The sequence below is a fragment of the Fenollaria massiliensis genome (genome assembly GCF_000312505.2).
GTDB lineage: Bacteria > Bacillota > Clostridia > Tissierellales > Peptoniphilaceae > Fenollaria > Fenollaria massiliensis.
On record NZ_HG326226.1, the window covers coordinates 34,752 to 58,302 of the forward strand.

General features: G+C 36.3%; 22 protein-coding genes and 1 riboswitch. Of the genes, 16 read left to right on the forward strand and 6 right to left on the reverse strand.

Features of this window, described 5'->3' with window-relative positions; translation table 11 throughout:
* Positions 1 to 4: 4 nt before the first annotated feature.
* From BN30_RS08945 to BN30_RS03810, 3 genes are all read left to right on the forward strand, one after another.
* Positions 5 to 946 (forward strand): hypothetical protein, encoded by a 942-nt coding sequence (locus BN30_RS08945; RefSeq protein WP_019214185.1) that lies wholly within the window; start codon positions 5 to 7, stop codon positions 944 to 946.
* A 399-nt stretch (positions 947 to 1,345) separates the two neighbouring features.
* The gene (locus tag BN30_RS03805; protein WP_019214186.1) at positions 1,346 to 1,621 is read left to right on the forward strand and encodes a hypothetical protein; all 276 of its coding nucleotides are present in this window, start codon (positions 1,346 to 1,348) and stop codon (positions 1,619 to 1,621) included.
* Between the two features lie 30 nt (positions 1,622 to 1,651).
* A complete protein-coding gene (locus tag BN30_RS03810) occupies positions 1,652 to 2,080 on the forward strand; it encodes a hypothetical protein (protein WP_019214187.1) in 429 nt (142 codons plus the stop codon).
* Between the two features lie 21 nt (positions 2,081 to 2,101).
* Here BN30_RS03810 and BN30_RS03815 read toward each other — a convergent pair whose 3' ends face one another.
* Positions 2,102 to 2,359, reverse strand: a complete 258-nt coding sequence (locus tag BN30_RS03815) for an AbrB/MazE/SpoVT family DNA-binding domain-containing protein (RefSeq protein WP_019214188.1) — start codon at positions 2,357 to 2,359, stop codon at positions 2,102 to 2,104.
* Positions 2,360 to 2,484: 125 nt separating this feature from the next.
* Here BN30_RS03815 and BN30_RS03820 point away from each other — a divergent pair, with 125 nt between their 5' ends.
* The 11 genes from BN30_RS03820 (at position 2,485) to BN30_RS08950 (ending at position 16,329) form a co-directional block, all read left to right on the forward strand.
* Positions 2,485 to 3,369, forward strand: a complete 885-nt coding sequence (locus BN30_RS03820; protein ID WP_019214189.1) for a radical SAM protein — start codon at positions 2,485 to 2,487, stop codon at positions 3,367 to 3,369.
* Positions 3,369 to 4,370, forward strand: a complete 1,002-nt coding sequence (gene hydE / locus BN30_RS03825) for a [FeFe] hydrogenase H-cluster radical SAM maturase HydE (protein ID WP_019214190.1) — start codon at positions 3,369 to 3,371, stop codon at positions 4,368 to 4,370. The genes BN30_RS03820 and hydE overlap by 1 nt, the downstream gene beginning before the upstream one ends.
* On the forward strand, positions 4,363 to 5,790 hold the full coding sequence (gene hydG, locus BN30_RS03830) for a [FeFe] hydrogenase H-cluster radical SAM maturase HydG (RefSeq protein ID WP_019214191.1): 1,428 nt from the start codon (positions 4,363 to 4,365) through the stop codon (positions 5,788 to 5,790). Before hydE ends, hydG begins: the two co-directional genes overlap by 8 nt.
* Positions 5,787 to 6,905, forward strand: coding sequence for a [FeFe] hydrogenase H-cluster maturation GTPase HydF (gene hydF / locus BN30_RS03835; protein WP_019214192.1), 1,119 nt, complete (start codon positions 5,787 to 5,789; stop codon positions 6,903 to 6,905). Before hydG ends, hydF begins: the two co-directional genes overlap by 4 nt.
* Positions 6,906 to 7,488: 583 nt before the next feature.
* Positions 7,489 to 7,619, forward strand: a riboswitch (cobalamin riboswitch).
* A 69-nt stretch (positions 7,620 to 7,688) separates the two neighbouring features.
* Complete coding sequence (locus tag BN30_RS03840; protein ID WP_019214193.1) at positions 7,689 to 9,233, forward strand: ABC transporter substrate-binding protein; 1,545 nt, start codon at positions 7,689 to 7,691, stop codon at positions 9,231 to 9,233.
* Positions 9,234 to 10,151, forward strand: coding sequence for an ABC transporter permease (locus BN30_RS03845; protein WP_019214194.1), 918 nt, complete (start codon positions 9,234 to 9,236; stop codon positions 10,149 to 10,151).
* Positions 10,151 to 10,918, forward strand: a complete 768-nt coding sequence (locus BN30_RS03850; RefSeq protein ID WP_019214195.1) for an ABC transporter permease — start codon at positions 10,151 to 10,153, stop codon at positions 10,916 to 10,918. Before BN30_RS03845 ends, BN30_RS03850 begins: the two co-directional genes overlap by 1 nt.
* Positions 10,915 to 11,670, forward strand: a complete 756-nt coding sequence (locus BN30_RS03855; protein WP_019214196.1) for an ATP-binding cassette domain-containing protein — start codon at positions 10,915 to 10,917, stop codon at positions 11,668 to 11,670. Before BN30_RS03850 ends, BN30_RS03855 begins: the two co-directional genes overlap by 4 nt.
* Positions 11,648 to 12,343, forward strand: a complete 696-nt coding sequence (locus BN30_RS03860) for an ABC transporter ATP-binding protein (protein WP_019214197.1) — start codon at positions 11,648 to 11,650, stop codon at positions 12,341 to 12,343. Before BN30_RS03855 ends, BN30_RS03860 begins: the two co-directional genes overlap by 23 nt.
* Before the next feature lie 440 nt (positions 12,344 to 12,783).
* Positions 12,784 to 14,559 carry an ABC transporter ATP-binding protein gene (locus BN30_RS03865; protein ID WP_019214198.1) on the forward strand — a complete coding sequence of 592 codons (1,776 nt, stop codon included), beginning with the start codon at positions 12,784 to 12,786 and terminating at the stop codon, positions 14,557 to 14,559.
* Positions 14,560 to 16,329 carry an ABC transporter ATP-binding protein gene (locus BN30_RS08950; RefSeq protein ID WP_019214199.1) on the forward strand — a complete coding sequence of 590 codons (1,770 nt, stop codon included), beginning with the start codon at positions 14,560 to 14,562 and terminating at the stop codon, positions 16,327 to 16,329.
* A 117-nt stretch (positions 16,330 to 16,446) separates the two neighbouring features.
* Here BN30_RS08950 and BN30_RS03875 read toward each other — a convergent pair whose 3' ends face one another.
* The 5 genes from BN30_RS03875 to BN30_RS03895 form a co-directional block, all read right to left on the reverse strand.
* Complete coding sequence (locus tag BN30_RS03875) at positions 16,447 to 17,994, reverse strand: hypothetical protein (RefSeq protein ID WP_019214200.1); 1,548 nt, start codon at positions 17,992 to 17,994, stop codon at positions 16,447 to 16,449.
* Entirely contained in the window at positions 17,991 to 18,701 is a 711-nt protein-coding gene (locus BN30_RS03880) for an ABC transporter ATP-binding protein (protein ID WP_019214201.1), read from the reverse strand. Before BN30_RS03880 ends, BN30_RS03875 begins: the two co-directional genes overlap by 4 nt.
* Positions 18,702 to 18,766: 65 nt before the next feature.
* The gene (locus BN30_RS03885) at positions 18,767 to 19,075 is read right to left on the reverse strand and encodes a DUF1648 domain-containing protein (protein ID WP_004825228.1); all 309 of its coding nucleotides are present in this window, start codon (positions 19,073 to 19,075) and stop codon (positions 18,767 to 18,769) included.
* Positions 19,056 to 19,655, reverse strand: coding sequence for an SdpI family protein (locus BN30_RS03890; protein ID WP_019214202.1), 600 nt, complete (start codon positions 19,653 to 19,655; stop codon positions 19,056 to 19,058). The genes BN30_RS03885 and BN30_RS03890 overlap by 20 nt, the downstream gene beginning before the upstream one ends.
* A complete protein-coding gene (locus BN30_RS03895; RefSeq protein ID WP_019214203.1) occupies positions 19,645 to 19,920 on the reverse strand; it encodes an autorepressor SdpR family transcription factor in 276 nt (91 codons plus the stop codon). Before BN30_RS03895 ends, BN30_RS03890 begins: the two co-directional genes overlap by 11 nt.
* A 410-nt stretch (positions 19,921 to 20,330) precedes the next feature.
* Between BN30_RS03895 and BN30_RS03900 the strand changes: the two genes are divergently transcribed.
* Positions 20,331 to 21,026: an ABC transporter ATP-binding protein gene (locus BN30_RS03900; RefSeq protein ID WP_019214204.1), complete on the forward strand. Its 696-nt coding sequence runs from the start codon at positions 20,331 to 20,333 to the stop codon at positions 21,024 to 21,026.
* Positions 21,027 to 23,267: an FtsX-like permease family protein gene (locus BN30_RS03905; protein ID WP_019214205.1), complete on the forward strand. Its 2,241-nt coding sequence runs from the start codon at positions 21,027 to 21,029 to the stop codon at positions 23,265 to 23,267.
* Positions 23,268 to 23,551: the final 284 nt, after the last annotated feature.

A 23,551-nucleotide genomic window follows, 5' to 3' on the forward strand; every position in this document is an offset into this window, starting at 1 on the left:
TCAGATGAAATATATTAAGAGAATTTTAAAAATCGCGGGCTTTGTTATAATTCTGAGCCTTGTGCTTGCAAAATTAAATATCATCTTCATCAGAAAATCCGATGTGAAGCCTTGGGACATGATTAACAAGATTTCGGGATATTTCAACGAGGACAAGCCTTATGACGTCATCTTCTTCGGCACTTCGCACGCATATTGCTCTTTTGATACAGAATATTTGGCGGAGCATGGCATTAGTTCATATATACTAGCGAGCCAAAAACAGCCACTTGAGGCGACATACTACTACATCAAAGAAGCGATTAAGAGGTCAAAGCCAAAGGCCATCTACGTCGACGTGCTCGATGCCTTGGCTATGAATGACGTAGATGAAGGAAGCGTCCACACCTACACCGACTACTTCCCCATGGGCATAAATAAGGCTATGATGATTAAGGATAGCCTTCCTCCTGAAGAATGGGCGGAGAATGTGATGCCTTTAATCAAGTACCACACAAGATGGAGGGCACTTGAAGAAAAAGATTACAAGGCCAAGTGGAAGGACTACCACGATGACTTGAATGGTTTTGTGAAGCTCGAACGTCAAAGCAAAGAATTTGTTAAAAATCCTGAGCTAAGCAAGGAAAACCTTGATAATATCACAAAAGCGCGTGATAAGGACTTTAGAGAGAAAAAATACGCCGCACTTAAGAGGATAAATGAACTTGCTAAGAAAAATGGTGTTGAAGTGCATTTTATAAAGACGCCGATTTTTACAAAAGATGTCTACGATGAGAACATCGCTGCACTTGAGAGCTACGCTCATAGTATAGGCGCGGATTTTATAGATTTTACTAAGGCTATGGATGATTTAGGTTTTGATGATTATTACGATGCGTCGCATTTGAATAGTATGGGAGCAAAAAAATTTACTGGGTACTTTATTAAGAATGTTCTGAATAAATAAGTTTTTTCGCATTTAAGTTGCGCCTGGAACTAATAGTGAGAAAATTGATTTTCACGAGCGCAGCATTCGGAGAAAACTGTTTTAATTTCTTTGCGAAGTGAGCCGCCCGTGAGACCATCTAGCTGAGCGAAGCGAACGAATATGGGCTCACAGGTGAACAAGCTTAGAAATTATCAGTTTTCGTAGACTAGCAAGCGAAGGAAAACAATTTTCGATGTGCAATGCTCGAGTACATTTGTACACCGCTTGCTTCGTCAGTCCACATCGTCCCATGCATCATAGCGCAAAGGTTCTCGGACGTTTATGTCCGAGGTTCTTCCTTATTCTGTGAAAAATAGTTTGTGTTAATTGTGAATAAATAAAATTTTGATTAAAGATAAGAAATAGGAGGTTTTATCTATGTGGTTCGCATTTGGAATCATGGCAGTAATATTTGCCATATTAAATTTGATTTTCGCATTTAAGGGGAAAGAGGCAAAATATTTTAGATTTATGAGCATGGCTCTAACTATACTTACTTTGTGGGTGGCTCTTAAAGAGGAGCTTAATCTATTCTTTATAAAGGATTTCACTGCACTTGAAGACACTGCTCCAACATTGATAAATGGCCTTTTTGTTTGCTCAGCAGGATCGATTATTATTAATAGCATATCTTTATTTAAAGAAAAGAAATAATTTGGGTAAATATATATAGAGGTGAAAACCATGGATAAGGAAAAGGAAATAAAAGAAGCAAAGGCCGCTGCGGTCGAGGTCTTGTTAAGGCTTGATGAGGCGGTGAAGTCTCTTGATGGTGCGTCAAAGATGAGCATGATTGATATCTTTGGAGGCGCCTTCTTCAGCGTGATTAAGAGAAAGCACATACAAGAAGCGAACCTTAGTATAAAGGAAGCTGGCATATACCTAAAGAGCCTTAATAAGGAGCTCGGCGACATTGGCATGAAGCTTCCTAAGGAGATTAGCGACACCATGAGTGACAATGTCATGGATATATACTTTGATAACATTTTTACGGACATAAGAGTAGCTGGCGAGATTAAGGAAAAACTTGATGAGTTAAAGAACTTTAGAACGAGCATAGAAAATTTAATAATAAAGCTTGATGCTGAGCTTGACGAATTAAAAGAATGCTAGAGATGTCTCTAGCATTTTATATTACTTGTCAAGTTCTTCAAACAAGGCATCTATCGAGTCAAAGACAGGTCTTTCACCATTGTCAATACTTGCCTTTATCTCTTCAACTGAGGCCTTTAGTTCATCTATCACGTTCTTTGGGTAGACTTCAAGTGGGATCAAAACTATCCTGCCACTTTCTTCGATAATTTCAAATTTATCTCCTTGATTTAAATTCATCAAGCTCACTATTTCCTTAGGTATAGTCACTTGCGACTTAGCTTTTAACTCAACTAACATAGCCTTACCTCCTTAGTTAGAATTTCTTACTTTCTGATTATATTATATATTTTTATAAAGTTTATGTCAATACATATTTATTGACAATAATCCTTCATTAGTTATATAATATTCTTGGTGATATGATGTATATATGTAATTTATGTCCGCGCAAGTGCGGCATAGACAGAGATGAAAAACTTGGTGTTTGCAAAATGAAGAATGAACTTGCAGTTTCAAAGGCAAGTGTTCATGTCTTTGAAGAGCCTGTCATCTCGGGCACACGCGGTTCGGGAACAGTTTTTTTCGCAGGATGCAATCTATCTTGCGTCTTCTGCCAAAATTATGAAATTTCTCAAAATAAGGACGCTATATTTAAGTACATAAGCAAAGAAAGGCTCGTAGAAATATTTTTCGAGCTAAAAGCAAAGGGTGTTCACAATATCAATTTGGTCTCGCCAATGCACTTTAGTCATCTTATCAAGGACGCCATCATTCTGGCTAAGGAAAAGGGCTTTGATCTGCCATTCGTCTACAACACAAACAGCTACGAGCTCAAAGAGGCAATCAAAAATCTTGATGGTCTCATCGACATCTACTTAGCTGATTTCAAGTACTTTTCAGACACTTATGCCAATGAGTTTTCACACGCGCCTAATTATAGGAAGTATGCTCTTGAGGCAATTGACGAGATGCATAGACAAGTCTCTGAGGTAATTATCGAGGACGGGATCATGAAGAAAGGAGTCATTATACGTATACTTTTGCTACCAAATTTATATTTTGATGCGAAAAAGATAGTTCGTCTTCTTTATGGCAAATATGGCGATAGCGTGATATTTTCACTGATGAATCAATATCAGCCAATGCATTTAGCTAAAAATTATAAGAAGATCAATAGGACTGTTAGCGACCTAGAATACGATAGCTTCGTCGACTATGCGGCGGACCTTGGCATATCGAAGGCCTTCGTTCAAGATAAGCAAGATGGCAAGAATTACACGCCAAACTTTGATTTGGAGGGGGTTTAATGCTTTTTTCTGATAAGGAGCTTAGAGAAATACTTTTAAGCGAGGATCAAGATTTTTTAGAAGAGCTATATGAAAAAGCGCGCGAAACGGCCAAAGCCACTTTCTCGAACAAGATTTACATAAGGGCTTTGATCGAATTTTCAAACTATTGCAAAGAGGGCTGCTATTACTGCGGCATAAACAGGAATAAATCCTCTGTCCATAGATTTCGCTTGAGTAAAGAAGAGATTTATTCTGCGGCTGAGTCGGCTTATGAAGCAGGTTTTAGAACCTTTGTTCTACAAGGCGGGGAAGATACTCATTTCACGGACGAAATTTTTTCTGAAATTATTTCTCATTTAAAGAAAAACTATGATGCAGCCATCACTTTATCCTTAGGAGTGAGAAGCTATGAGTCTTACAAGATGTTTAAAGATGCTGGTGCAGATAGATTTTTATTAAGACACGAAACGGCAGATAAAAATATATTTCAAAAGCTTCATCCTGCTGAGCAAAGCTTAGATAGGAGACTTAAAGCAATCTATGATTTAAAGGAGCTTGGCTACCAAGTCGGAACGGGTTTCATGGTCGGAGCGCCATTTACAAATATAGAGAGCTTTATAAAAGATATAAAATTAATTAGAGAGATAGACCCAGCTATGATAGGCATGGGACCCTTCATCCCATCGAAGGGAACGCGCTTTGAGTCGTGTCCAGCTGGAACGCTTGAAATAACGCGAAAACTACTCGCAATACTTAGACTTGAGCATCCTAAAGCACTAATACCATCGACGACAGCTTTAAATACTATTGTTGAAAATGGCAGAAAATTGGGTATATTATCAGGGGCGAATGTAATCATGCCAAACGTGTCACCAAAATTTGCACGCGAGAGCTATAACCTATATGACGGAAAGAAGTCATCAGGCCTTGAGGCGATCGAGGGCGTTCGCGAACTAAACGAGTATTTGAAAGAATTTGGATATGAGATTGAATTTACGAGAGGAGACTACAATGTATAAATACGATGTTAATTCTGAAAAAGCAGATGAATTTATTAATCACGAGGAGATTCTTGCCTCGCTTGAGTACGGTAGGGCGAATAAGCACAACAGAGAGCTGATTAAGGCTGCGATTGATAAGGCGAAGGAAGTTAAGGGACTTTCGCACAGAGAAGCATTTCTTTTGTTGTCGTCTGAAGAAGAGGATTTAAACGAAGAAGTTTACAAGCTTGCAAACGATATCAAGCGTAAATTTTATGGCAATAGAATAGTTTTATTCGCGCCGCTATATTTATCAAACTACTGTGTCAATGGCTGTGTTTATTGTCCATATCACTTAAAGAACAAAACTATTCGCAGAAGAAAATTAACTCAAGAAGAGATAAAAAATGAGGTAATCGCTCTTCAAGACATGGGACACAAGAGACTTGCGCTTGAAACAGGCGAAGACCCAGTCAATAACCCGATTGAGTACATACTTGAGTCTATCAAAACCATTTACTCCGTTCATCACAAAGCTGGTGACATAAGAAGGGTCAATGTTAATATAGCTGCGACAACCATTGAAAATTACAAGAAATTAAAGGATGTCGGTATAGGAACATATATTTTGTTTCAAGAGACATATCATAGAAAAAATTACGAAGCACTTCATCCAACAGGACCAAAGCATGACTACGCTTATCACACAGAGGCCATGGACAGAGCACAATTAGGCGGCATAGACGATGTTGGCTGCGGCGTTTTATTTGGACTAAATAATTACGAATACGATTTCGTGGGTCTTTTGATGCATGCAGAGCACCTTGAAGCGCGCTTTGGCGTTGGACCGCACACAATTAGCGTGCCAAGAATCAGACCAGCAGACGACATAGACCCAGAAACTTTTGAAAATGCAATTTCTGACGATATATTTAAAAAGATAGTAGCCTGCATCAGAGTTTCTGTGCCATACACAGGCATGATTATCTCAACAAGAGAGTCAGTAGAGACTAGAGCAAGGATAATCGACTTTGGTATAAGCCAAATTAGTGGCGGCTCAAAAACATCAGTAGGCGGCTACGCGCACGAGGAAGAAGAGTCCTCAGCCGATACAGAGCAGTTCTTTACATCAGACCAAAGAACACTTGATGAGGTAGTTTCATGGCTGATGGATACAAACCACATACCATCATTCTGCACAGCTTGTTACAGAGCGGGCAGGACAGGCGATAGATTCATGAGCCTTGTTAAAGCAGGACAAATCGGCAACATCTGTCAACCGAACGCACTTATGACACTTAAAGAATATTTAATGGATTATGCATCGCCAGAAACAAGAAAAAAGGGCGAAGCACTTATCGAAAGAGAAATAAATAACATTGGCAAGGAAAAAGTTAAAGAGATAGTTAGAGACAATCTTAAAAAGATTGAAAATGGCGAGAGAGACTTCAGACTATGATGGCGCGTTCATTGCAAAAACACGTTGTCATCGCAGGCAGAGTAAACGCAGGCAAATCAACGCTTTTTAACTCCATCATGGGCTCAGATGCTGCCATAGTCTCAGACAAACGAGGTACGACGACAGATGCAGTTCGTAAATCCATCGAAGTTCCGGGACTTGGACCAGTCGTATTCATTGATACAGCTGGATTTGGCGACGACACAGCCCTTTCAGATGAGAGACTAAAAAAGACACGCGCCGAATTTTCTAAAGCCGATGCCTTTATATATATAGGTGATAATGATGATGAAGCGATTTTATCAGAGCTAGAAAAATACAATAAGCCAGTCATCAAAGTTATTATGGCGATCGATAGAGACGTGAGCTATGATAATGGAGATGCAATTGTTTATAGAGATGACTCATCACGAGAAAAAATATTTTCAGCGCTTAAAAAAGTTTTAGATACAAAAGAAGAGTCCTTACTAGATGGTCTTGTTGATAGCAAAGCGACCATCATCATGGTTATGCCGCAAGATGCAGCAGCACCAAAGGGAAGACTGATAAAAGCGCAAGTTGAAGCCATAAGAGAAGCACTTGACAAGGGCATGACAAGCATAGTCGTGGGCGACGAGGACCTTGAGAGCGTGAGAGATAGATTTCACGGCGCAGACCTTGTGATCTGCGACTCAAGAGTTTTTAAAAAAGTTTATGACGTTTTTGGGGGAATAACAAAAGTCACTTCATTTTCGGTACTTTTTTCAAAAATGAAAGGCGATATAGCTTATTTCATCGAGTCAGCGAAAAAATTCGATAATTTTAAGGGCAATGAAAAAATTCTGATAGCCGAGGCTTGTACACATCCACCCATTAACGAAGATATCGGAACCGTGAAAATTCCTGCCATGCTTAAGAAACGCTTCGGCGATGGACTTCAGTTTACATTTACAAGAGCCGACGACTTTGATGATATTGAAAAATATGACATGATTATTCATTGTGGTGCTTGTATGTTTAATAAAACACTTGTTTTTAATCGTGTTATGAAGGCGAAGGATAAAAATGTGCCGATGACTAACTACGGGATTACTATTGCTTACTTAAATGGTATATTAGACAAAATTTCGCTGTAATTCAAAATTCTTAAAAAAATTTCGCCTAAGGCTCGTTCGATTTTTGTCAATACTCGAGTACTTCGTGTACACTCCGTTTGACAAAAATCTCCACTTCGCCTTATCCATAAATTTTTTTTGAAGAATGGCTTTAGGTTTAAACTAAAGTTTAAACACTAAAACCTTAATTGACACGGGGTAAAAATTTGATTTTATAAATATTTTAGTGGATACATTTTTTTGTATCCATTTTTATTTTTGAGAATATATAGTGAGAAAAGATATGTTCCAAAAGCAGCGCATTGAGAAAAATTGCTTCAATTGCTTGGCGCAGGACGACGGCCATAAATCCATCTAGTGAAGCGTAGCGGAACGAATATGGATTTATAGTCGGACAAGCTTAGCAATTGTCAATTTGTTGAACTAAGCTGCGTGGAAATATCTTTTCGATGTGCAAGCTTAGAAATTAACAATTTATGTAGACGTAGCAAGCGAAGGAAAACACTTTTCGATGTGTGAAGTAAAATACTTTTCGATGTGCAATTGTCAAGACGCATACTCTCTATGTATCTATTTCTATTTATACAATCACATTTCAATTGACTAAATTTAATCTCTGTAGTATAATCATCTTAGATAGAATATAACAAGGAAGTGGGTTAGAGTCCTACACAGTGCCGCTACGGTATTTGCACTACGCATAAGTCCGATACTTGTATTTGAGTTTTGCTCCGGTTCAGAGCAAGGCTAGTTTTTTTAGCACAGTTAATTCTATACTATAGTATATTAAAGGAGAAAGATTTTATGAAAAAAATTATTTTCTTGGCGGTCATCTTATCATTATTATTCACATTTGGCTGCAAAACTAACGACACAGGCGCAGACAAGAACGAAAAGACTGCCTCTGGAGAAAAAACAGAAACTACTGAAAAGTCTGATGTTAAAGAGATAACTGTTGGTCAAACTTGGGTTATTACAAGTGATGACCCACTTGATGGATCTAACGGCTGGAGCATAACAAACCACGGTATCAGTGAGTACGTATACACTCTTCAAGCTGATGGTACTTTAAAATCAAGATTTGTTAAATCAATCGAGGCTCAAGACGAGACTCACTTTACTGCTGAATTAAACGAAGGCGTTAAGTTCGCTGATGGCAGTGAGGTTGATGCTAAGGCATTTTGTGAAGCAATGAACATGATCATGGAAAATAATGAATTTGCTCGCGCTTCTGCTGGCAAGATAGTTTTCACTCCAGTAGAAGATTACAAAGTAGAGATAGTTACTGAGCTACCTGCAGTTAATCTTGAATCAATTTTCGCTGAGTGGACTAACGTTATGTTCAAGAAAGATGGTGACAAATACATCTTCACAGGCGCTTACAAGATTAAAGAGCTTAAACCAGGCGCTGAAGTAGTTTTAGAGAGAAACGAATATTACGATGGTTTTGAAGATAGACCTGAAACTGTTATTATCAAGGCTTTCAAAGACGGCAACGCGCTTAAGCTTGCTTATGAAAGCGGTGAAGTGGACCTAGCTTTCGGCCTTACAAACGATGTAGCTGTAGGATTAAAAGACAAGGGCTTCAAAGCGCTTGATTACAATGCTGGCTACCAATACTACTGCTTCTTAAATCTTAAGAGAGATCACTTAAACGACCTTCACTTCAGAAAGGCACTTGACCTTCTTGTTAATAGACAAGAGATTATCGATGCACTTGGCGGAGGAGACATGCCTACAGGACTATTTGCGAAGAACTTCAGCTTCAATGGCGATCAAAAATTAACTTTTGATGTAGACAAGGCTAAAGAAGAATTTAAGGCTGCTGGCTACACTTATGAAGGCGACAAGCTTATGGATAAAAACGGTAATCCTGTTAAATTAACTATATTAACATACTCTGCTAAACCAGATCTACCAGTTATTGGCCAAGTACTTGTATCTGATCTAGAACAAGTGGGCATAGAAGCAAGCGTTTCACTAGCTGACAGCATCGACGAAGAAGCTGCTAAGGGCAATCACGATATATTATTATACGCTCAAAACCCAACAGCAAGCGGCAACCCACACTATTTCTTCGCTCAACACTTTAAGACAGACGCTGTTAAGAACCACAGCTACTATGCTAATGCTGAAGTTGATAAATTAATCGATGAACTTGGCGTAACAGCTGATATTGCTAAGAGAGACGAGCTTTCAAAAGAAATTCAAACAAAGATCTATGAAGATCTTCCAATACTATACACAGTTGATCCGCACTGGTTTGTAATGCTTTCTGATAATATTAAGAATTATGAAATCTGGAACGGAGACTATTTTGTAACAAATCCAACACTAACAGTTAGATAAATGAAAGTCATAAACTTTTTTTTCAAATGGCTTTTGATATTCATAGTAGGTTCACTGATTGCCTTTGGCATCGTTAGGCTTATGAGCGGCGATCCAGTTATGATGGCGCTTAGCGAGAGAAACCTCCCTGCGACTGAAGAAAATATTAGCTATTTGAAAAAAGAATTCGGCCTTGATAAATCACTTAGCATGCAGTATTTTGAGTGGATAAGTGATTTTATCAAAGGCGATTGGGGCAAGAGCTACATGACAGACGTCGATTTGAAGCCTGAAATATTAAGGAGAGCTCCTGTTTCACTTATGCTTGGCTTATTAGGGCTAATATATGCGAGTATATTAGCCTTTTGGCTAGGCTATTTGTCAAGCCTTAAAGATGGCTTTTTTGATAAATTCACAAGGGCACTCGCTCTTTTCACTCAAACCGTTCCGGTCTTTATACTTATTGTTCTATTTGTATATTTTTTCGGAGTGAAATACAGATTCATCAGGTTCTTCAAAACCGGCTCAATCGCAAGCCTAGCAGTTGGGACGTTTTTTGTAGGTCTTCCACTTATTGGACCTATGTCCAGAACGGTTAGGATATATTTTTTAGAAGTGATGAAAAAACCATTCTTCCGTTTTTATATTGAAAGAGGCTACAAAAGAGAAAAGGCTCTTTTAAAGTACTGCTACCACGAGCCCTTGCAAGGCCTTTCCGGTTTACTTATCAGTCAAAGTGCTTACGTGATAGGCGCCAGCTCAGTTGTAGAGTTCGCTTTATCAATACAAGGACTATCGACATTCTTGATCGAGTCCATCGCCCACAGAGATTATCTAATCATACAAACATATATCATGATGATAATTATATGGATGTTCTTTGTACACTTAATTTTTAGTGTATTTTCGAAATTTGTGATAAAGAGGGGAAGCGCATAATGAAAAAGATGATAATATCAGTAGTCATAATACTTTTGGTAGCGATAGTCCTCACAATAATTCCGACACAAAACCCAAAATTCGTTGACATCAAAAATAAATTCTTGCCGCCATCGGCTGAACACTTCATGGGCACAGATCACTTGGGACGTGATATCTTCTCGCTTATGGCACAAGGCTTTTTAAGAACCTTATGCGTTGTTTTGATAGCGAGCGCCGTCTCATACGCAGCTGGGCTTGCACTTGGCATAGTAGCTGGCTTTTATGGCGGGGCTGCTTTAAGCGTCATACGTTTTTTAACAGACTTAACCTTGATTATACCAACCTTTATAGTTGCCTTGATCGCGTCAATCATCTTCTCGGACACGGTTTTAGCCGTTGGTCTTGCACTAGGCTTTTCAAATATAGGTTTCTTCGCAAACCAAAGCTATAAACTTAGCGAAATTATCCTTAGAGACCCTTATGTTGATACGCTTAGAATGCTGCAAGCACCAAACTCATACATCATGAGAAAGTTTTTGCTGCCAGAGCTTCTTGCACCGAGCCTAAATCTTATGGGCAATAAAGCCTCAAACCATATACTAGCTTACGCTTCACTAACATTTATCGGTTTAGGCGCAGACATCACAGCGCCAGATTTTGGAACCATGCTATATCAGTATAGAGGCTACATCATTGACAAACCGCTTATAGTTTTGTGGCCAGCACTTGGAATATTTTTCCTAAGCTTAATTTTTCACTACACATTTGATGAGGTGAACGTATGATTGAGCTAAGAAATTATTCAGTGAGCATAGCTGGCAAATCCATAATCAAAGATATAAACCTTTTAATTGATGATGGCAAGTCCATGAGCATTATTGGTGTTTCAGGAGCAGGTAAGAGCATGACCTTTAGGTCAGCGCTTGGCTTGGTCCGCAAGGCACAAATAGATGGCGAGATATATTACAAAGGTGAAAGAGTAAAAACTTTAAAAGATAAATTAAAAAATGAAATCGGCTATATCACGCAAGACGTACAAAACTCGCTAAATCCTTACATCAAAGTCATTGATCAGATGACGAGCGATTTAGTTTTTGCAAAAGGCATTCCTAAAGCGGAAGCAAAAGAGAAGGCAATTGAGTCCTTGGAAGCGATTGGAATCAGTAAAGACAAGGCAAAGAAGTACCCAGATGAGTTTTCAGGCGGCATGCAGCAAAGAGTTGTCATCGCCATGATATTAAACAGAGGGCCAGAGCTTTTGATTGCGGACGAAATTTCGAGCGCGCTTGACAGAGAATCGACTGATATGGCGATAAATATGATTAAAAATCACATGGACAAAAACAAGATGAGCCTTATCTATATCACACATAACCCCTTTGACGGCATAGCGCTTACAGATAGGATTTGCGTTTTTAAAGACGGACGAATCATTGAGAATAGAGCGTCAGACGAGATTTTTGAAAGCGAAGAAGAGAATACGAAATTACTTTTAGATGCGGCAGGGAAAATATATGGAAAAAATTTTAGAGATTAAAAATTTAAAAAAGACATTTAAAATGTCAGACGCACCGACCATTTCCGATTTAAATTTAGATTTATACGAGAATGAATTTTTAGGCATCATCGGTCCATCAGGTAGCGGCAAGACAACCCTTCTTAGGCTCATAGCTGGTCTCATAGTTCTTGACAAAGGTGAAATTCTCTACAAGGGACGCGATTTGCCCATAGTTGGCGATAAAAGAAGGAACCTCGATGATTTTCCAGTACAGCTAATATTTCAAAACGCTGTCTCATCCTTCGATGCAAAAAAAACTATCTTAGCTAGCTTTAAAGAGGCGCTTCACTTTTCGAAAAAAGATTTTAACGAAGAAGAGCTTGAAAAACTCATGGATGACTTCGAGCTAGATAGAAGCTCTTTACAAAAGCTTCCAAATGAATTATCAGGCGGCATGATTAGCCGTGCGCAAATAATTAGGGCACTACTAACACAGCCAAAGGTTTTACTAGCAGACGAGATTACATCGCCACTTGATGTTAATCTGAAGCTCAAGATTACAGAGCTACTTGATGCGTATAGAAAAACACATGGGATGAGCATTATATTGGTTAGTCATGATGTGGAGCTGCTTGAACATGTATGCGACCGTGTGATTGATATCAATGACATAATGATTAGAGATATTAATTCTTATAAGATTTCGCGCTAAAACGCGCCCTTGAACTTGTTCCTTCCTCAGCAATGCTCACGTACTTCGTGTACGCTCCGCTTGCTTCGTCAGTCCACTTCGTCCAATCATCGCGTTTTATCTGCGAAATTTGGTTTGGGCGATTTTGTGTAATCTTATAAAAACTGCTTCGCCTTATCCATCATAGCGCAAAGGTTCTCGTCCGTATGGACGAGGTTCTTCTTCTGCTTGAAGAATGACTTAAACTTAAAATTAAAATTTTAAGCTTAAGTCTTAATTGACACGGAGTAAAAGAAAGTTTTTATAAAAAATAATTTAATAAATATATTGATGGATATATATCGTTTGATGTGTATCCATTTTTTTTGCGACGCTTGAATGCAAATCGTTCGAATGCAAATATTTTGACAAGTGTGATAATAAGTAGTATAATAATACCATTGGCAAAATGAGGTGATACAATGAAAAAATATTCTCTAGTTAAAAAATACATACAGCCATACATATTTATTTATTTTTTAGCATTTTTATTTGAAATTCTATCGAGCGCATTGCAAATGCTTATACCTATAATCCTCGGTACAACTATTGACAGCATAATTGGCAGTGAGGAGCCGACTAATAAAATCATGATATCTTTCATAAACTTTTTAGGCGGCAGGGACTTAGTTAGAGAGCGTCTTGGCATCATAGCTGCGGCTTTCATCTTAATTAGTTTTTCAATCGCTCTGTTAAATTTTTTAAGGCCATACATTAGTGGCAAGGCGACTTACACCATTAGCAAGGGCATTCGTGACAATATTTACGCGAAGATTTCGTCACTAAGCATCAAAGACATGGCGTCAATCACAACTGGTGACATGCTTCAAAGGGCATCGAGCGACATCACTCAATTCGAAACGATTATTTCTACTACCATGATGGCGCTACTAGGAAACATCTCCTACATCGTCATCTCTTTAATCACGCTATTTACAATTAATGCGAAGCTTGCACTTGCATCCATATCCTTGATGCCCTTCCTTCTCATAGGAACATATCTTTTTGATAGAAGCGTGGTCAAGGTCTTCGACGAGTTCGAGCAGTCGGAGGCGAGACTAACTGCGACTGTGCAAGAAAATTTATCTTCATACAAGGTAGTTAGAGCATTTTTCAAACAAAAGCACGAGATCAATAAATTTGAAGAGGCAAGCATGGACCTTGCGAACAAGGACTACAAGATCATGAAGTATTTCGCATACTTTTGGTCAGTAGCTGAATTTCTTTGCTTCTTGCAAATAGCTTTGATTGCGATATTTGGGGTTCTTATGCACAAAAATGGAGCTGTTTCCGTTGGTGAGTTTACAGCAGTCTTTGCTGTTGCCTTGAATATGGTTTGGGTTGTCTTAGGAACAGGCAGAATGCTTTCAAGATTTACAAGAGTAACTGTTGCCATCAGACGTTTCGACGAAGTTTTACAGATGGACTCTGAAGACCTTGACAAGGGCATCAAAGACATGAACATCAAGGGAGCTATAGACTTTGACAAGGTGTCTTTCACTTATGATGGGGTACATGATGCAGTTAAGGACCTATCCTTTAGCATAGGTGCTGGCAAGACACTTGGAGTGCTTGGCCTAACTGGTTCTGGCAAGTCTACACTAGTTTCGCTTATACCAAGGCTTATGGACTACGAAGGATCTATTAAAATTGACGGTGTGGAGCTAAATACCATTGCTAAGCGCAAGATTAGAGAGAACACGTCCATAGTTTTGCAAGAGCCATACCTTTTTAACAAGAGTATAAAAGAAAATATTGCATATAGAAATCCTGACGCGAGCGATGAGGACATCATTAAGGCGGCTAAAATTGCGGATATTCACGATGACATTATGAATTTTCCTGATGGCTACGACACAATTGTCGGAGAGAGGGGCGTGAGTCTATCGGGCGGACAAAAGCAAAGGCTTGCCATAGCAAGAACCATACTTGTTCACACGCCTATAATTATCTTTGACGATGCACTTTCTGCAGTTGATACGCAAACAGACATCAACATAAGAACTGCACTTAGTCAAAGCGAAGAGACTCAAACGAAGATCATCATCTCGCACAGAATTTCAACTCTTATGAACGCTGACAAAATCATCGTTATGAAGAGGGGCAAGAAAATTCAAGAAGGCACTCATGATGAACTTATTCACGAGGACGGTCTTTATAAGACGATTTATGAGATACAAAACATCGAGGTGGACTAGATGAGGATAAGTTTAATTAATTTAGTGAAAAAATTTAAAAAAGATGCTGCCATCGTTGCGGTACTTAATATGATATATGCGATGCTTCTTGCGTTTTGGCCGCTATTAACAAAATTTATCATCGATAATTATATTTATAAAAATGATATTGATAATTTCCCAAAATTTATCATCGTGATGCTACTTTTTGTGGTGATGATATCGCTTACCGAGCTTTCTTACTGCTTTATGGCGGGAAAATTCGAAAAAAAGGTCATACTTTACCTAAGAAGCGAAACTTTTTTGAAAACGCAAAAACTTTCCGCTAAGTACATGGATACACACCAAGTTGGTTGGATGGTCTCAAGGCTTGTTCACGACACGATGTCAATTAAAGAATCAGTTGCTTGGAACCTCTTCGATATGGCAGATGGTTTATCGAGGCTAGTCATCATATTTATAACTATGTACTTACTTAATGCAAGGCTAAGTCTTTATGTTCTAGCAAGTATGCCATTCATAGCCATATTTACCTACATTTTCCAAGATAAGATGATGAAGGCACAAAAGGAGATAAAGGCAGCATCGTCAGACCTTACAAGCAAGCTAAATGAAGACATACAAGGACAAAAAACTATCAAGACCCTTCTTAGAGAAAAGGAAAATCTTGAAGAGTTCAAAGAAATATCAAAAAGATACGAAAGACGCAGCAAACACTCAGTTACGCTTCAAAGTCTATATATTCCGTCCTTAACATTCTTAGGCTCAATCGCCACAGCTTTTATTCTTAAAGATGGTGGGGTAGCAGCCATAGCAGGCACTTTGACAGTGGGTACGCTCTTTGCTATGGTTCAGTACTCAACTGAGATTTACGAGCCCATTAGGCAAGTTGCCTCGGTTTTGAAAGAGCTTATATCGATGCAAGCGTCAATGGACAGGGTCAACAGCATTTTAGAAGCAGATGTCGATGTCTATGACACGAAAGAGATAGAAGAAGTTTATGGCGATGCGCTTGATGCGCCTAAAAAGTCGCTTCCTGCGATGAAGGGCGAGATTGAGTTTAAAGATGTGTATTTTGCATATAAAGATGATGACTATATATTAAAGGATTTTTCTCTAAAAATAAAAGATGGCGAAAGACTTGCTCTAGTTGGAGAAACTGGCGGAGGTAAGTCGACCATCATTAACATAGCATCAAGATTTTACGAACCAACAAAGGGCGAGGTTTTTATCGATGGTATTAATTATAAAGAGATGCCGCTTAAGTGGGTGCAAATGAATTTGGGCTATGTTTTGCAAACGCCATATCTTTTTAGAGGAAGCATAAGAGAAAATATTTTATATGGCAAGGACGATGCGACAGAAGAGGAGATGCTAAGGGCAGCTGAAGTTGTTGGGCTAGATGAGATTGTAAAGTCATTCAAAGATGGCTACGACACAGACGTCGGTGAAGGCGGAGGAAAATTATCACAAGGCGAAAAGCAATTAGTGAGCTTCGCAAGAGCCTTGATCAAGGACCCAGCTATATTGATACTAGACGAGGCGACATCATCAGTTGATACCTATCAAGAAAAGAGGATACAAGATGCAATCGAGAAACTTCTTGAGGGAAGAACTTCAATCACCGTTGCTCACAGATTATCGACCATAGTTACTAGCGATAGAATTTTATATATACATCAAGGACGTATAGCTGAGATGGGTACGCATAAAGAGCTAATCGCTAAAAAAGGAATGTATTATAATTTGTATAGGAAGCAGTATATTGAATCGCAATTAAATAATATTTAATTTAAATGCAGTTACTTACTGATGTGTACCTAGAAAACTGGACACATTAATATTTAGTTTACATTCATGGATGCTAACCTATAAAAAGTAGGTGGCATCCATTTTGTTTTCTTCACATTACTTGCAAAAATTTATAGATAGACTAACTCTATATAATTTTTGACAATCAATAAGCATTAAGGTGCATATTATAAGCATTGTTACTTGATATGACAAATGCAAGAAAATCATCATTATAACAGGAACTGCAATCATCAAGATTGCAATAAGATTTGTTAGTATGGATGCTGTACTATGCTTAATTACACTTATCTCATCATTCCATTTAAGTTTCATGTATCGCATGTTTAGATAAAGACCTACAACAGAAATAAATAATGAATAACATATCGGAACAATCAATACAAAACTCATTTGAATCACATTCAATTTAGTTTTCAAAAGAATCATCATTACTGCAAGTACATATCCAACAAAGTGTATTGAAACATTAACCGCTATTTTACTATTTATGATTTTCCTTGTAGACACTGGTGATGATTGCAATATCCATAGGTTATTGCCTTCCAATGATATGGACGATGATGTAGTGCAAGACATTATTAAAAATGAAGCAATAAACAATGAACCATATTGAGTAAGTATTGATTCCAATGAGCTTATTCCTAACAGATTTTCTATATTAGAAATTCCAAATATAATACATCCACATGATACAAAACACAAAATCATAATGCCCAAAGAAGTATTTATCACATAACTACTTGAGCCTAAATACCTCCTCAATTCTTTTTCAAACAACGCTCTAAATGGTGTTTTTGTTTTAAATATTAAGTTACTCTCTCTTTTCCCTTGAAAACTTCTATTTAGAAATAGATGTATTTTATCGTAATTTTTCATTGAGAAAGTGAAATACAAGCTAAATATCGCAACCGAAATCAACAAGAAAATAACAAGTCTAATTTGTAAACTTTCTCCGATATAAAATAGCTTTGCAAAAGGAAATATTTTTATAAGTTTATTCTCAATAATTTTTTCTAACGCTGAATATTTCGCCCCACGATTTATTGATATAACTATAAAATATCCCATGAAAAGCAAAAATGATAATGTGATGTTCACAATATTTTTTCTTTTACATAAACTACCTAACATCTCAATTAAAATCGCCAAGCCAGAAGCCACACACATAGGAATAATAGGGACAATTATGCTTGCTACTAAAAAAATCAAAAATAGTTCAATTGAAATGTATTGTTTTAATAATAATAAAATTACATCTGGTAGCAGTACGCTTTCACATATAATTAAGTCTATTAAATATAATAGAAAAAACTTACTTGCAATGATTTCAGATTTTTTTACCGGAAAAGAACTAAGCATTTCAAAATCTTTGTTATAAAAGAAAATAGAATTACTTCTAAAAATCGTTGCTAAAACCACAAAGAAAAACGATATGGAAACTCCATACGATACAGCATACTTATATAACCCAATTTCTGTAATTGATTTTATTGAAAAGAAATTGTACAAGCAAACCAACATAAATACAGAAAATAGACTCAATGAAGTATATATCAATGTTTCTTTTTTGTTTTTCTCTCCATTACCGATATTAAGGAGATTGATCACTTGATTTTTTACAAGTATGATAGTATTTTTCATTTTTTAATCATCTCCATAAAATATTGCTCTAATCCATCAGAGGTTTTTAATATTTCTGTTGTTTTACCCTCAAAAATCAAATGTCCATTATCTATCATGGCAATTTTATTACAAAGCTTTTCTGCAACTTCTAAAACATGTGTTGAAAAGAAAATTGCTCCACCATTTCTCGCTAACTTTCTCATTTCTTCTTTTAGCAAATATGATGATTTGGGATCTAATCCCACGAAAGGCTCATCCATTACTAATAACTTAGGGGAATGAATCAATGCTGAGATAATCACAATTTTTTGTTTCATACCATGTGAATAAGATGAAATTGTATTGTTTAGAAAGGATTTCATTTCAAACAAGTTTGAGAAATAATCTAACTTTTCCTCTCTTACATTTTTTGCGACTTCGTATAAATCAGATACAAAATTGACATATTGAAAGCCTGTCAAATTTTCATATACATCAGGATTATCCGGTATATAAGCAATATCTTTTTTATAAGTTTCATTTTTTCTGCTTACTTTTTTACCATTAACAATGATTTCACCATCAAAATCATGTATTCCCACGATAGCCTTTATAGTTGATGTCTTACCTGAACCATTAGAACCGATAAACGCATATATATCACCTGCTTCTACCGTTAAATTTAAGTTAGCAATTGCAACATGACCATTACTATAGATTTTCGAAAAATTATTTATTTTCAGCATAATTCCTCCTAAAAATAGCCCAGCAGAATAATCTGTCTGGAGCTATTTTACTCTGCACTATGTTCTTATCTCAAAGCTAAAAATATTACCAAGAAACTAATTGCTATTACACTTAATGGTACAAGATAGTATTTCCATGTTGCTTTTTCACTTCCTTGAAACTTTGCAAATGCAATAAAGTTAATAAGTAAATATGCAAATGGTGCTCCGTAAGTTAAGTAGGTTTTGGCGATAGTACCATTAACATTTCCAGATGAATCCCAATGTACTGGTACTATATCTGGTAAATTCTTACCAAATACCAAGAAAATGCCAACTGTAGCTAAGCATAAAATACTACTAATAATTAGGTGCTTAATCTTTGATGATTTCATTTTTCTCCTCCTTTTCTTTTTTTAATAACACAATGGAATATATCAATGGAATGACATATAGCAGCATTGCATAACTAATCATCCAAAACCATTTATTTGAAACTCCAAGAGAGAGAATCAAAATACCAGATATAATCCACAAATATCCCGCTAACCTATGAACTTTAAACCATAATACTGGTTTATCTAAAAGCCAAAAGAATTTCAGTCCAACAAATCGACTTGGATTTGTCTTTGGCAAATAATTTCCAACAGCGATGATAATTAGAGCTACTAATACGTGTATTATTTTCTGAGTATAGTTCTCGTTTGCTTGATTAAAAACATATTTTCCATATTGTGATATGGAAAATAACACAGGAACACTCATTGCAATAGGCAATACTAATTTATGTGGCAATCTATCTCTTTTCGCCAGCATCCCACCAATTATATCTAAGCATATGCTAAATACCGAAATTATCATTGGTAGTATATACAACTTATAGAAACTAATTTCTCCATTTCCGATAGTTAATAGGTATATACTTGCTGAAAAACTAAGTAGTATTATTACCACATACCATTTTTTATTCTTCATTTTCCACTCCTTGAAACTGTGATAACCAAATTATCATTTCCTCAAATACGGATATATTTATGTCATAGTATATAAAATTCTTATACTTCCTCTCCGTTACTAATTCTGCTTTTTTTAGCAAGGATAAATGATAAGAAATGGTTGAATTAGATAAATCATATTTTTTAGCAATCTCTCCTGCTGTAAGTGATTTTTGCTTCAAGGAAAGTAAAATATCACGCCTCACAGGATCTGCTAATGCCTTAAATGTATTCGGAAATCCCACTAAAATTACCTCGTCTACTCTATTTTAAACTTCAAAATTCTATTTCGATATATTTCTAAATAGATTATACTACCACAAGCAAAATATGTCAAGTCTATTTTGAAAATATTCGAATTTTCATTTGCTAAAAGCTGTTAAATAAATTTCAAACATTTCATATATTATGTTACAATATCTATGAACTTAATATTATCTTAATGCTTGTTATGTTAATCATTCTTTTGAGCAAGCACAGTAAGTGTACGTACACTTACGAAAAAATTAATGGAGCAGACCTTAACGGGTCTCTTTTTTGTGGAAAAAATAAAAAATATTAAAAAAGTTAGTTGACGCTAACAAAAAATTGTGCTATTATTATCTTGAAAGGTTATTTCAATAATTATAATACTATATTGAAATGAGGTGTTTATATGATAAAAATTTCAAATTTGCATAAGTACTACGGCACAAAAGACAATAGGGTGGAGGTATTAAAGGGCATAGACCTTGAACTTGAAGATGGCAAGATCATCTGCGTCTTAGGTCCATCTGGCTCTGGCAAGTCAACTTTATTAAATATTTTAGGTGGGATCGAAACTATTGACGAAGGCGATGTAAGTGTATTTGATAAGGATCTTAAATCTATGTCAAAGAAGGCACTTGAAAATTATAGGCGCGATTACCTTGGTTTTGTTTTTCAATTCTATAATCTAATCAGCGACCTCAATCTTCTTGAGAATGTTCAAGTGGGCGAGTATCTATCGAAGGAACCGCTTGATATAGATGAGCTTCTAAAGGACTTGGGACTTGATGAGCACAAGTACAAGTACCCAAACGAAATTTCTGGTGGTCAAGCGCAAAGAGCATCGATTGCAAGAGCTATGATTAAGAGCCCGAAATTACTTATCTGCGACGAACCAACTGGAGCACTTGATTATGAGAGCGCAAAAGATGTTTTGTGTTTAATCGAAAAACTTAATCAAAAATATGGCGCAACAGTCATCATCGCGAGCCACAACACACAAATTGCCAAGATGAGCGACGTAATTTTGTCCTTGCATAACGGCAGCATCAAGAGCGTAGAGAGAAATACAGAGAAAATCTCTGCAAAGGAAGTGACTTGGTAGATGAGATGTCCTATTAATAAACGTATTTACAGGCAGTTTAAATACAAGCCTTTAAAAGTCATACCCATCTTGCTAGCACTTACTTTTATAGTTGTCTTCGCATCGTCATTCTTCATTTCACAAGAATCAGTTGAAAAGCTTTATAATAAGCAAATAATTAATGGAAAAGTTGAAGATGGAGAGTTTGAAGCGATTTATGCGCTTAGCGATGAGGCAAAAGATGAGATAGAGGGTCTTGGCGTAAAACTTTATGAGAATTATTATTTTGAATATGAAAATGATGACGAAAGAGCCTTAAGAATTTTTAAAAATAGAAAAGATATCAACGAAGCACAAATTTTTGAAGGAAATTTACCAGAAAAATCAGACGAGATAAACATCTCCGCTTATTATGCAAGAAATAATAAAATAAATATTGGCGATGAAATCACTATACAAAATAAAAAATTTAAAGTGTCTTCACTAGCATCCTTCCCTGATTACTCCTCAGCACTTAGAAATAGAAATGACTTGACTATGGACACAGGTCACTTCGGCATAGCGACTATATCTGAAGAAGCCTTTGACGATATGAAGGACGCTAAAGTGAAATATCTTTACTCTTATCACACAGATGAGGCTTTAAATAAAAAAGATGCGAGAGAAAAATTAAAAGATATAGTCAAGATAGTTAACAAGGATAATCTTGTGGTTGACGCTGTCACACGCTTTGACAACAAGTGCATCACCTTCATTGCAGATGACATGAGCGGCGACGTACCTACAATGAGCATAGTTACAGCACTTCTCTTCATTGCAATAGCTTTCATTTCGAGCGCAGAAGTTAAATCCATCATCGAAGAAGAAGCGCCAATCATCGGAACTTTGCTTGCTTCAGGCTATAAAAAGAGAGAGCTTCTTTTAAATTACATGGCAATGCCACTATTCATAGTAATAATTGCGTCAATAGCGGGAAATTCGATAAGTTATCTTCATGCGTACAAAATATATGCAAACGTTTATTATCAATCCTATGATTTACCAGTATTTGAGCCATATATCACACTTCGCTCCTTCTTAATAACATCGATTATGCCACTAGTTTTGTATCTTGTGATCAACTACATCATCATAGCAAAGAGTCTTAAGATGAGACCAGTTGATTTCTTGAGAAAAAACTTTAAAAAGGCAAAAACAAGAAGTAGATTTAAGCTAAAAAATATGAATTTTATAAATAAATTTAAATTAAGAGTTATATTTGCAAATAAATTTAGCTACGTTTCTTTGCTTTTTGGCGTTTTTATAGCAAATTTATTACTCATCTTTGGCGTTTCAGCCAAACCCATATTTACAAAATATGCTGATGATATGCAAAATCAGATGAAATACGCCCACACCTACATTGTCAAGAGCGATATGGATGATTTAGATGCGAGCAAGGCAAGTATAGTCAGTTTAGAATTAGTCGATAGAGATGAGGAAAAAGTCCAAACTTATGGCATAGACGCTGATACAAAATATGATGAGATTGATGTAAAAAGCCTTAAAGGTGATGAGGTAGTTATCAGCCTTGGTCTTTCAAAGAGATTTAACTACGAAATAGGCGATAAAATCAAGATTAGAGAGCCATACAATACAGAAGAAAAATATCTTATGGTCAAGGACATAGATAAGACCAATAATTATTTCCAAATTTTTACAAAAAGAGAGATTTTAAATAAAATTATCGGTAAAGACAGTGATTATTACAACGCTTATCTTAGCGATAAAGAGTTAAAAATTACTAAAGAAAATCTACTTACACATATAGACAGAAAAGAAATGTCAAGATTCATGAGACACTTTTTAGATTCATTCTCAGCAGTTTTCATCATGATTCAGCTCGTTGCCGTAGCATTCTTCTTTATATTGATACTCTTGGTAACAGAGCTCATCATAGACAAAGCCAAACTCAATATGACCTATCTAAAAGTTTTTGGATATAAAGATAAAGAAGTCGCGAAATTTTATGTAAACACAAGCTTTGCCATGCTAATAATATTTCAAATAATACTAATTCCAATCCTAGATAAACTCGTTAAATATTTTTATTTTATAGCAATGCAAAAATTTGACGCATATTTAGAAGTAACAGTACCAGTGAGAGTTTTTGTAACAAGCTATTTGATGACAGTTGTAGTCTTTATACTTTGTCAATGGATTGAGAGAAGGAAGATTGCTAAGATTGATATGGTGAAGGAGTTGAAAACAATAGCTGGATAATTATATAAGAGACCTTAAGTGGTCTCTTTTTATTAGGAAGTCTTTATCATCGCCACCATATCCATATCAGAAAAGAGGATTAACACAGGTAAATAAGAAAGAGTTAGAGGTATAAAATTCGAATAAAATTAAAATAATAGTATGATACTAAACGAATTTTTGAGTGAAGAAATATGAATAAATATTGCGTGCATGGTGAAAAAATAATATTGACATTTTGTATATAAAGATATATAATTTATACGTAATTTTGTGCTTAAAATTAGATATACGTTAGTATCATT

What these genes read in the sequence shown, in the direction of transcription:
- BN30_RS08945 (WP_019214185.1), top strand. Translation starts at nt 5, where the DNA reads ATGAAATATATTAAGAGAATTTTAAAAATCGCGGGCTTTGTTATAATT.
- BN30_RS03805 (WP_019214186.1), top strand. Translation starts at nt 1,346, where the DNA reads ATGTGGTTCGCATTTGGAATCATGGCAGTAATATTTGCCATATTAAAT.
- BN30_RS03810 (WP_019214187.1), top strand. Translation starts at nt 1,652, where the DNA reads ATGGATAAGGAAAAGGAAATAAAAGAAGCAAAGGCCGCTGCGGTCGAG.
- BN30_RS03815 (WP_019214188.1), bottom strand. Translation starts at nt 2,359, where the DNA reads ATGTTAGTTGAGTTAAAAGCTAAGTCGCAAGTGACTATACCTAAGGAA.
- BN30_RS03820 (WP_019214189.1), top strand. Translation starts at nt 2,485, where the DNA reads ATGTATATATGTAATTTATGTCCGCGCAAGTGCGGCATAGACAGAGAT.
- hydE (WP_019214190.1), top strand. Translation starts at nt 3,369, where the DNA reads ATGCTTTTTTCTGATAAGGAGCTTAGAGAAATACTTTTAAGCGAGGAT.
- hydG (WP_019214191.1), top strand. Translation starts at nt 4,363, where the DNA reads ATGTATAAATACGATGTTAATTCTGAAAAAGCAGATGAATTTATTAAT.
- hydF (WP_019214192.1), top strand. Translation starts at nt 5,787, where the DNA reads ATGATGGCGCGTTCATTGCAAAAACACGTTGTCATCGCAGGCAGAGTA.
- BN30_RS03840 (WP_019214193.1), top strand. Translation starts at nt 7,689, where the DNA reads ATGAAAAAAATTATTTTCTTGGCGGTCATCTTATCATTATTATTCACA.
- BN30_RS03845 (WP_019214194.1), top strand. Translation starts at nt 9,234, where the DNA reads ATGAAAGTCATAAACTTTTTTTTCAAATGGCTTTTGATATTCATAGTA.
- BN30_RS03850 (WP_019214195.1), top strand. Translation starts at nt 10,151, where the DNA reads ATGAAAAAGATGATAATATCAGTAGTCATAATACTTTTGGTAGCGATA.
- BN30_RS03855 (WP_019214196.1), top strand. Translation starts at nt 10,915, where the DNA reads ATGATTGAGCTAAGAAATTATTCAGTGAGCATAGCTGGCAAATCCATA.
- BN30_RS03860 (WP_019214197.1), top strand. Translation starts at nt 11,648, where the DNA reads ATGGAAAAAATTTTAGAGATTAAAAATTTAAAAAAGACATTTAAAATG.
- BN30_RS03865 (WP_019214198.1), top strand. Translation starts at nt 12,784, where the DNA reads ATGAAAAAATATTCTCTAGTTAAAAAATACATACAGCCATACATATTT.
- BN30_RS08950 (WP_019214199.1), top strand. Translation starts at nt 14,560, where the DNA reads ATGAGGATAAGTTTAATTAATTTAGTGAAAAAATTTAAAAAAGATGCT.
- BN30_RS03875 (WP_019214200.1), bottom strand. Translation starts at nt 17,994, where the DNA reads ATGAAAAATACTATCATACTTGTAAAAAATCAAGTGATCAATCTCCTT.
- BN30_RS03880 (WP_019214201.1), bottom strand. Translation starts at nt 18,701, where the DNA reads ATGCTGAAAATAAATAATTTTTCGAAAATCTATAGTAATGGTCATGTT.
- BN30_RS03885 (WP_004825228.1), bottom strand. Translation starts at nt 19,075, where the DNA reads ATGAAATCATCAAAGATTAAGCACCTAATTATTAGTAGTATTTTATGC.
- BN30_RS03890 (WP_019214202.1), bottom strand. Translation starts at nt 19,655, where the DNA reads ATGAAGAATAAAAAATGGTATGTGGTAATAATACTACTTAGTTTTTCA.
- BN30_RS03900 (WP_019214204.1), top strand. Translation starts at nt 20,331, where the DNA reads ATGATAAAAATTTCAAATTTGCATAAGTACTACGGCACAAAAGACAAT.
- BN30_RS03905 (WP_019214205.1), top strand. Translation starts at nt 21,027, where the DNA reads ATGAGATGTCCTATTAATAAACGTATTTACAGGCAGTTTAAATACAAG.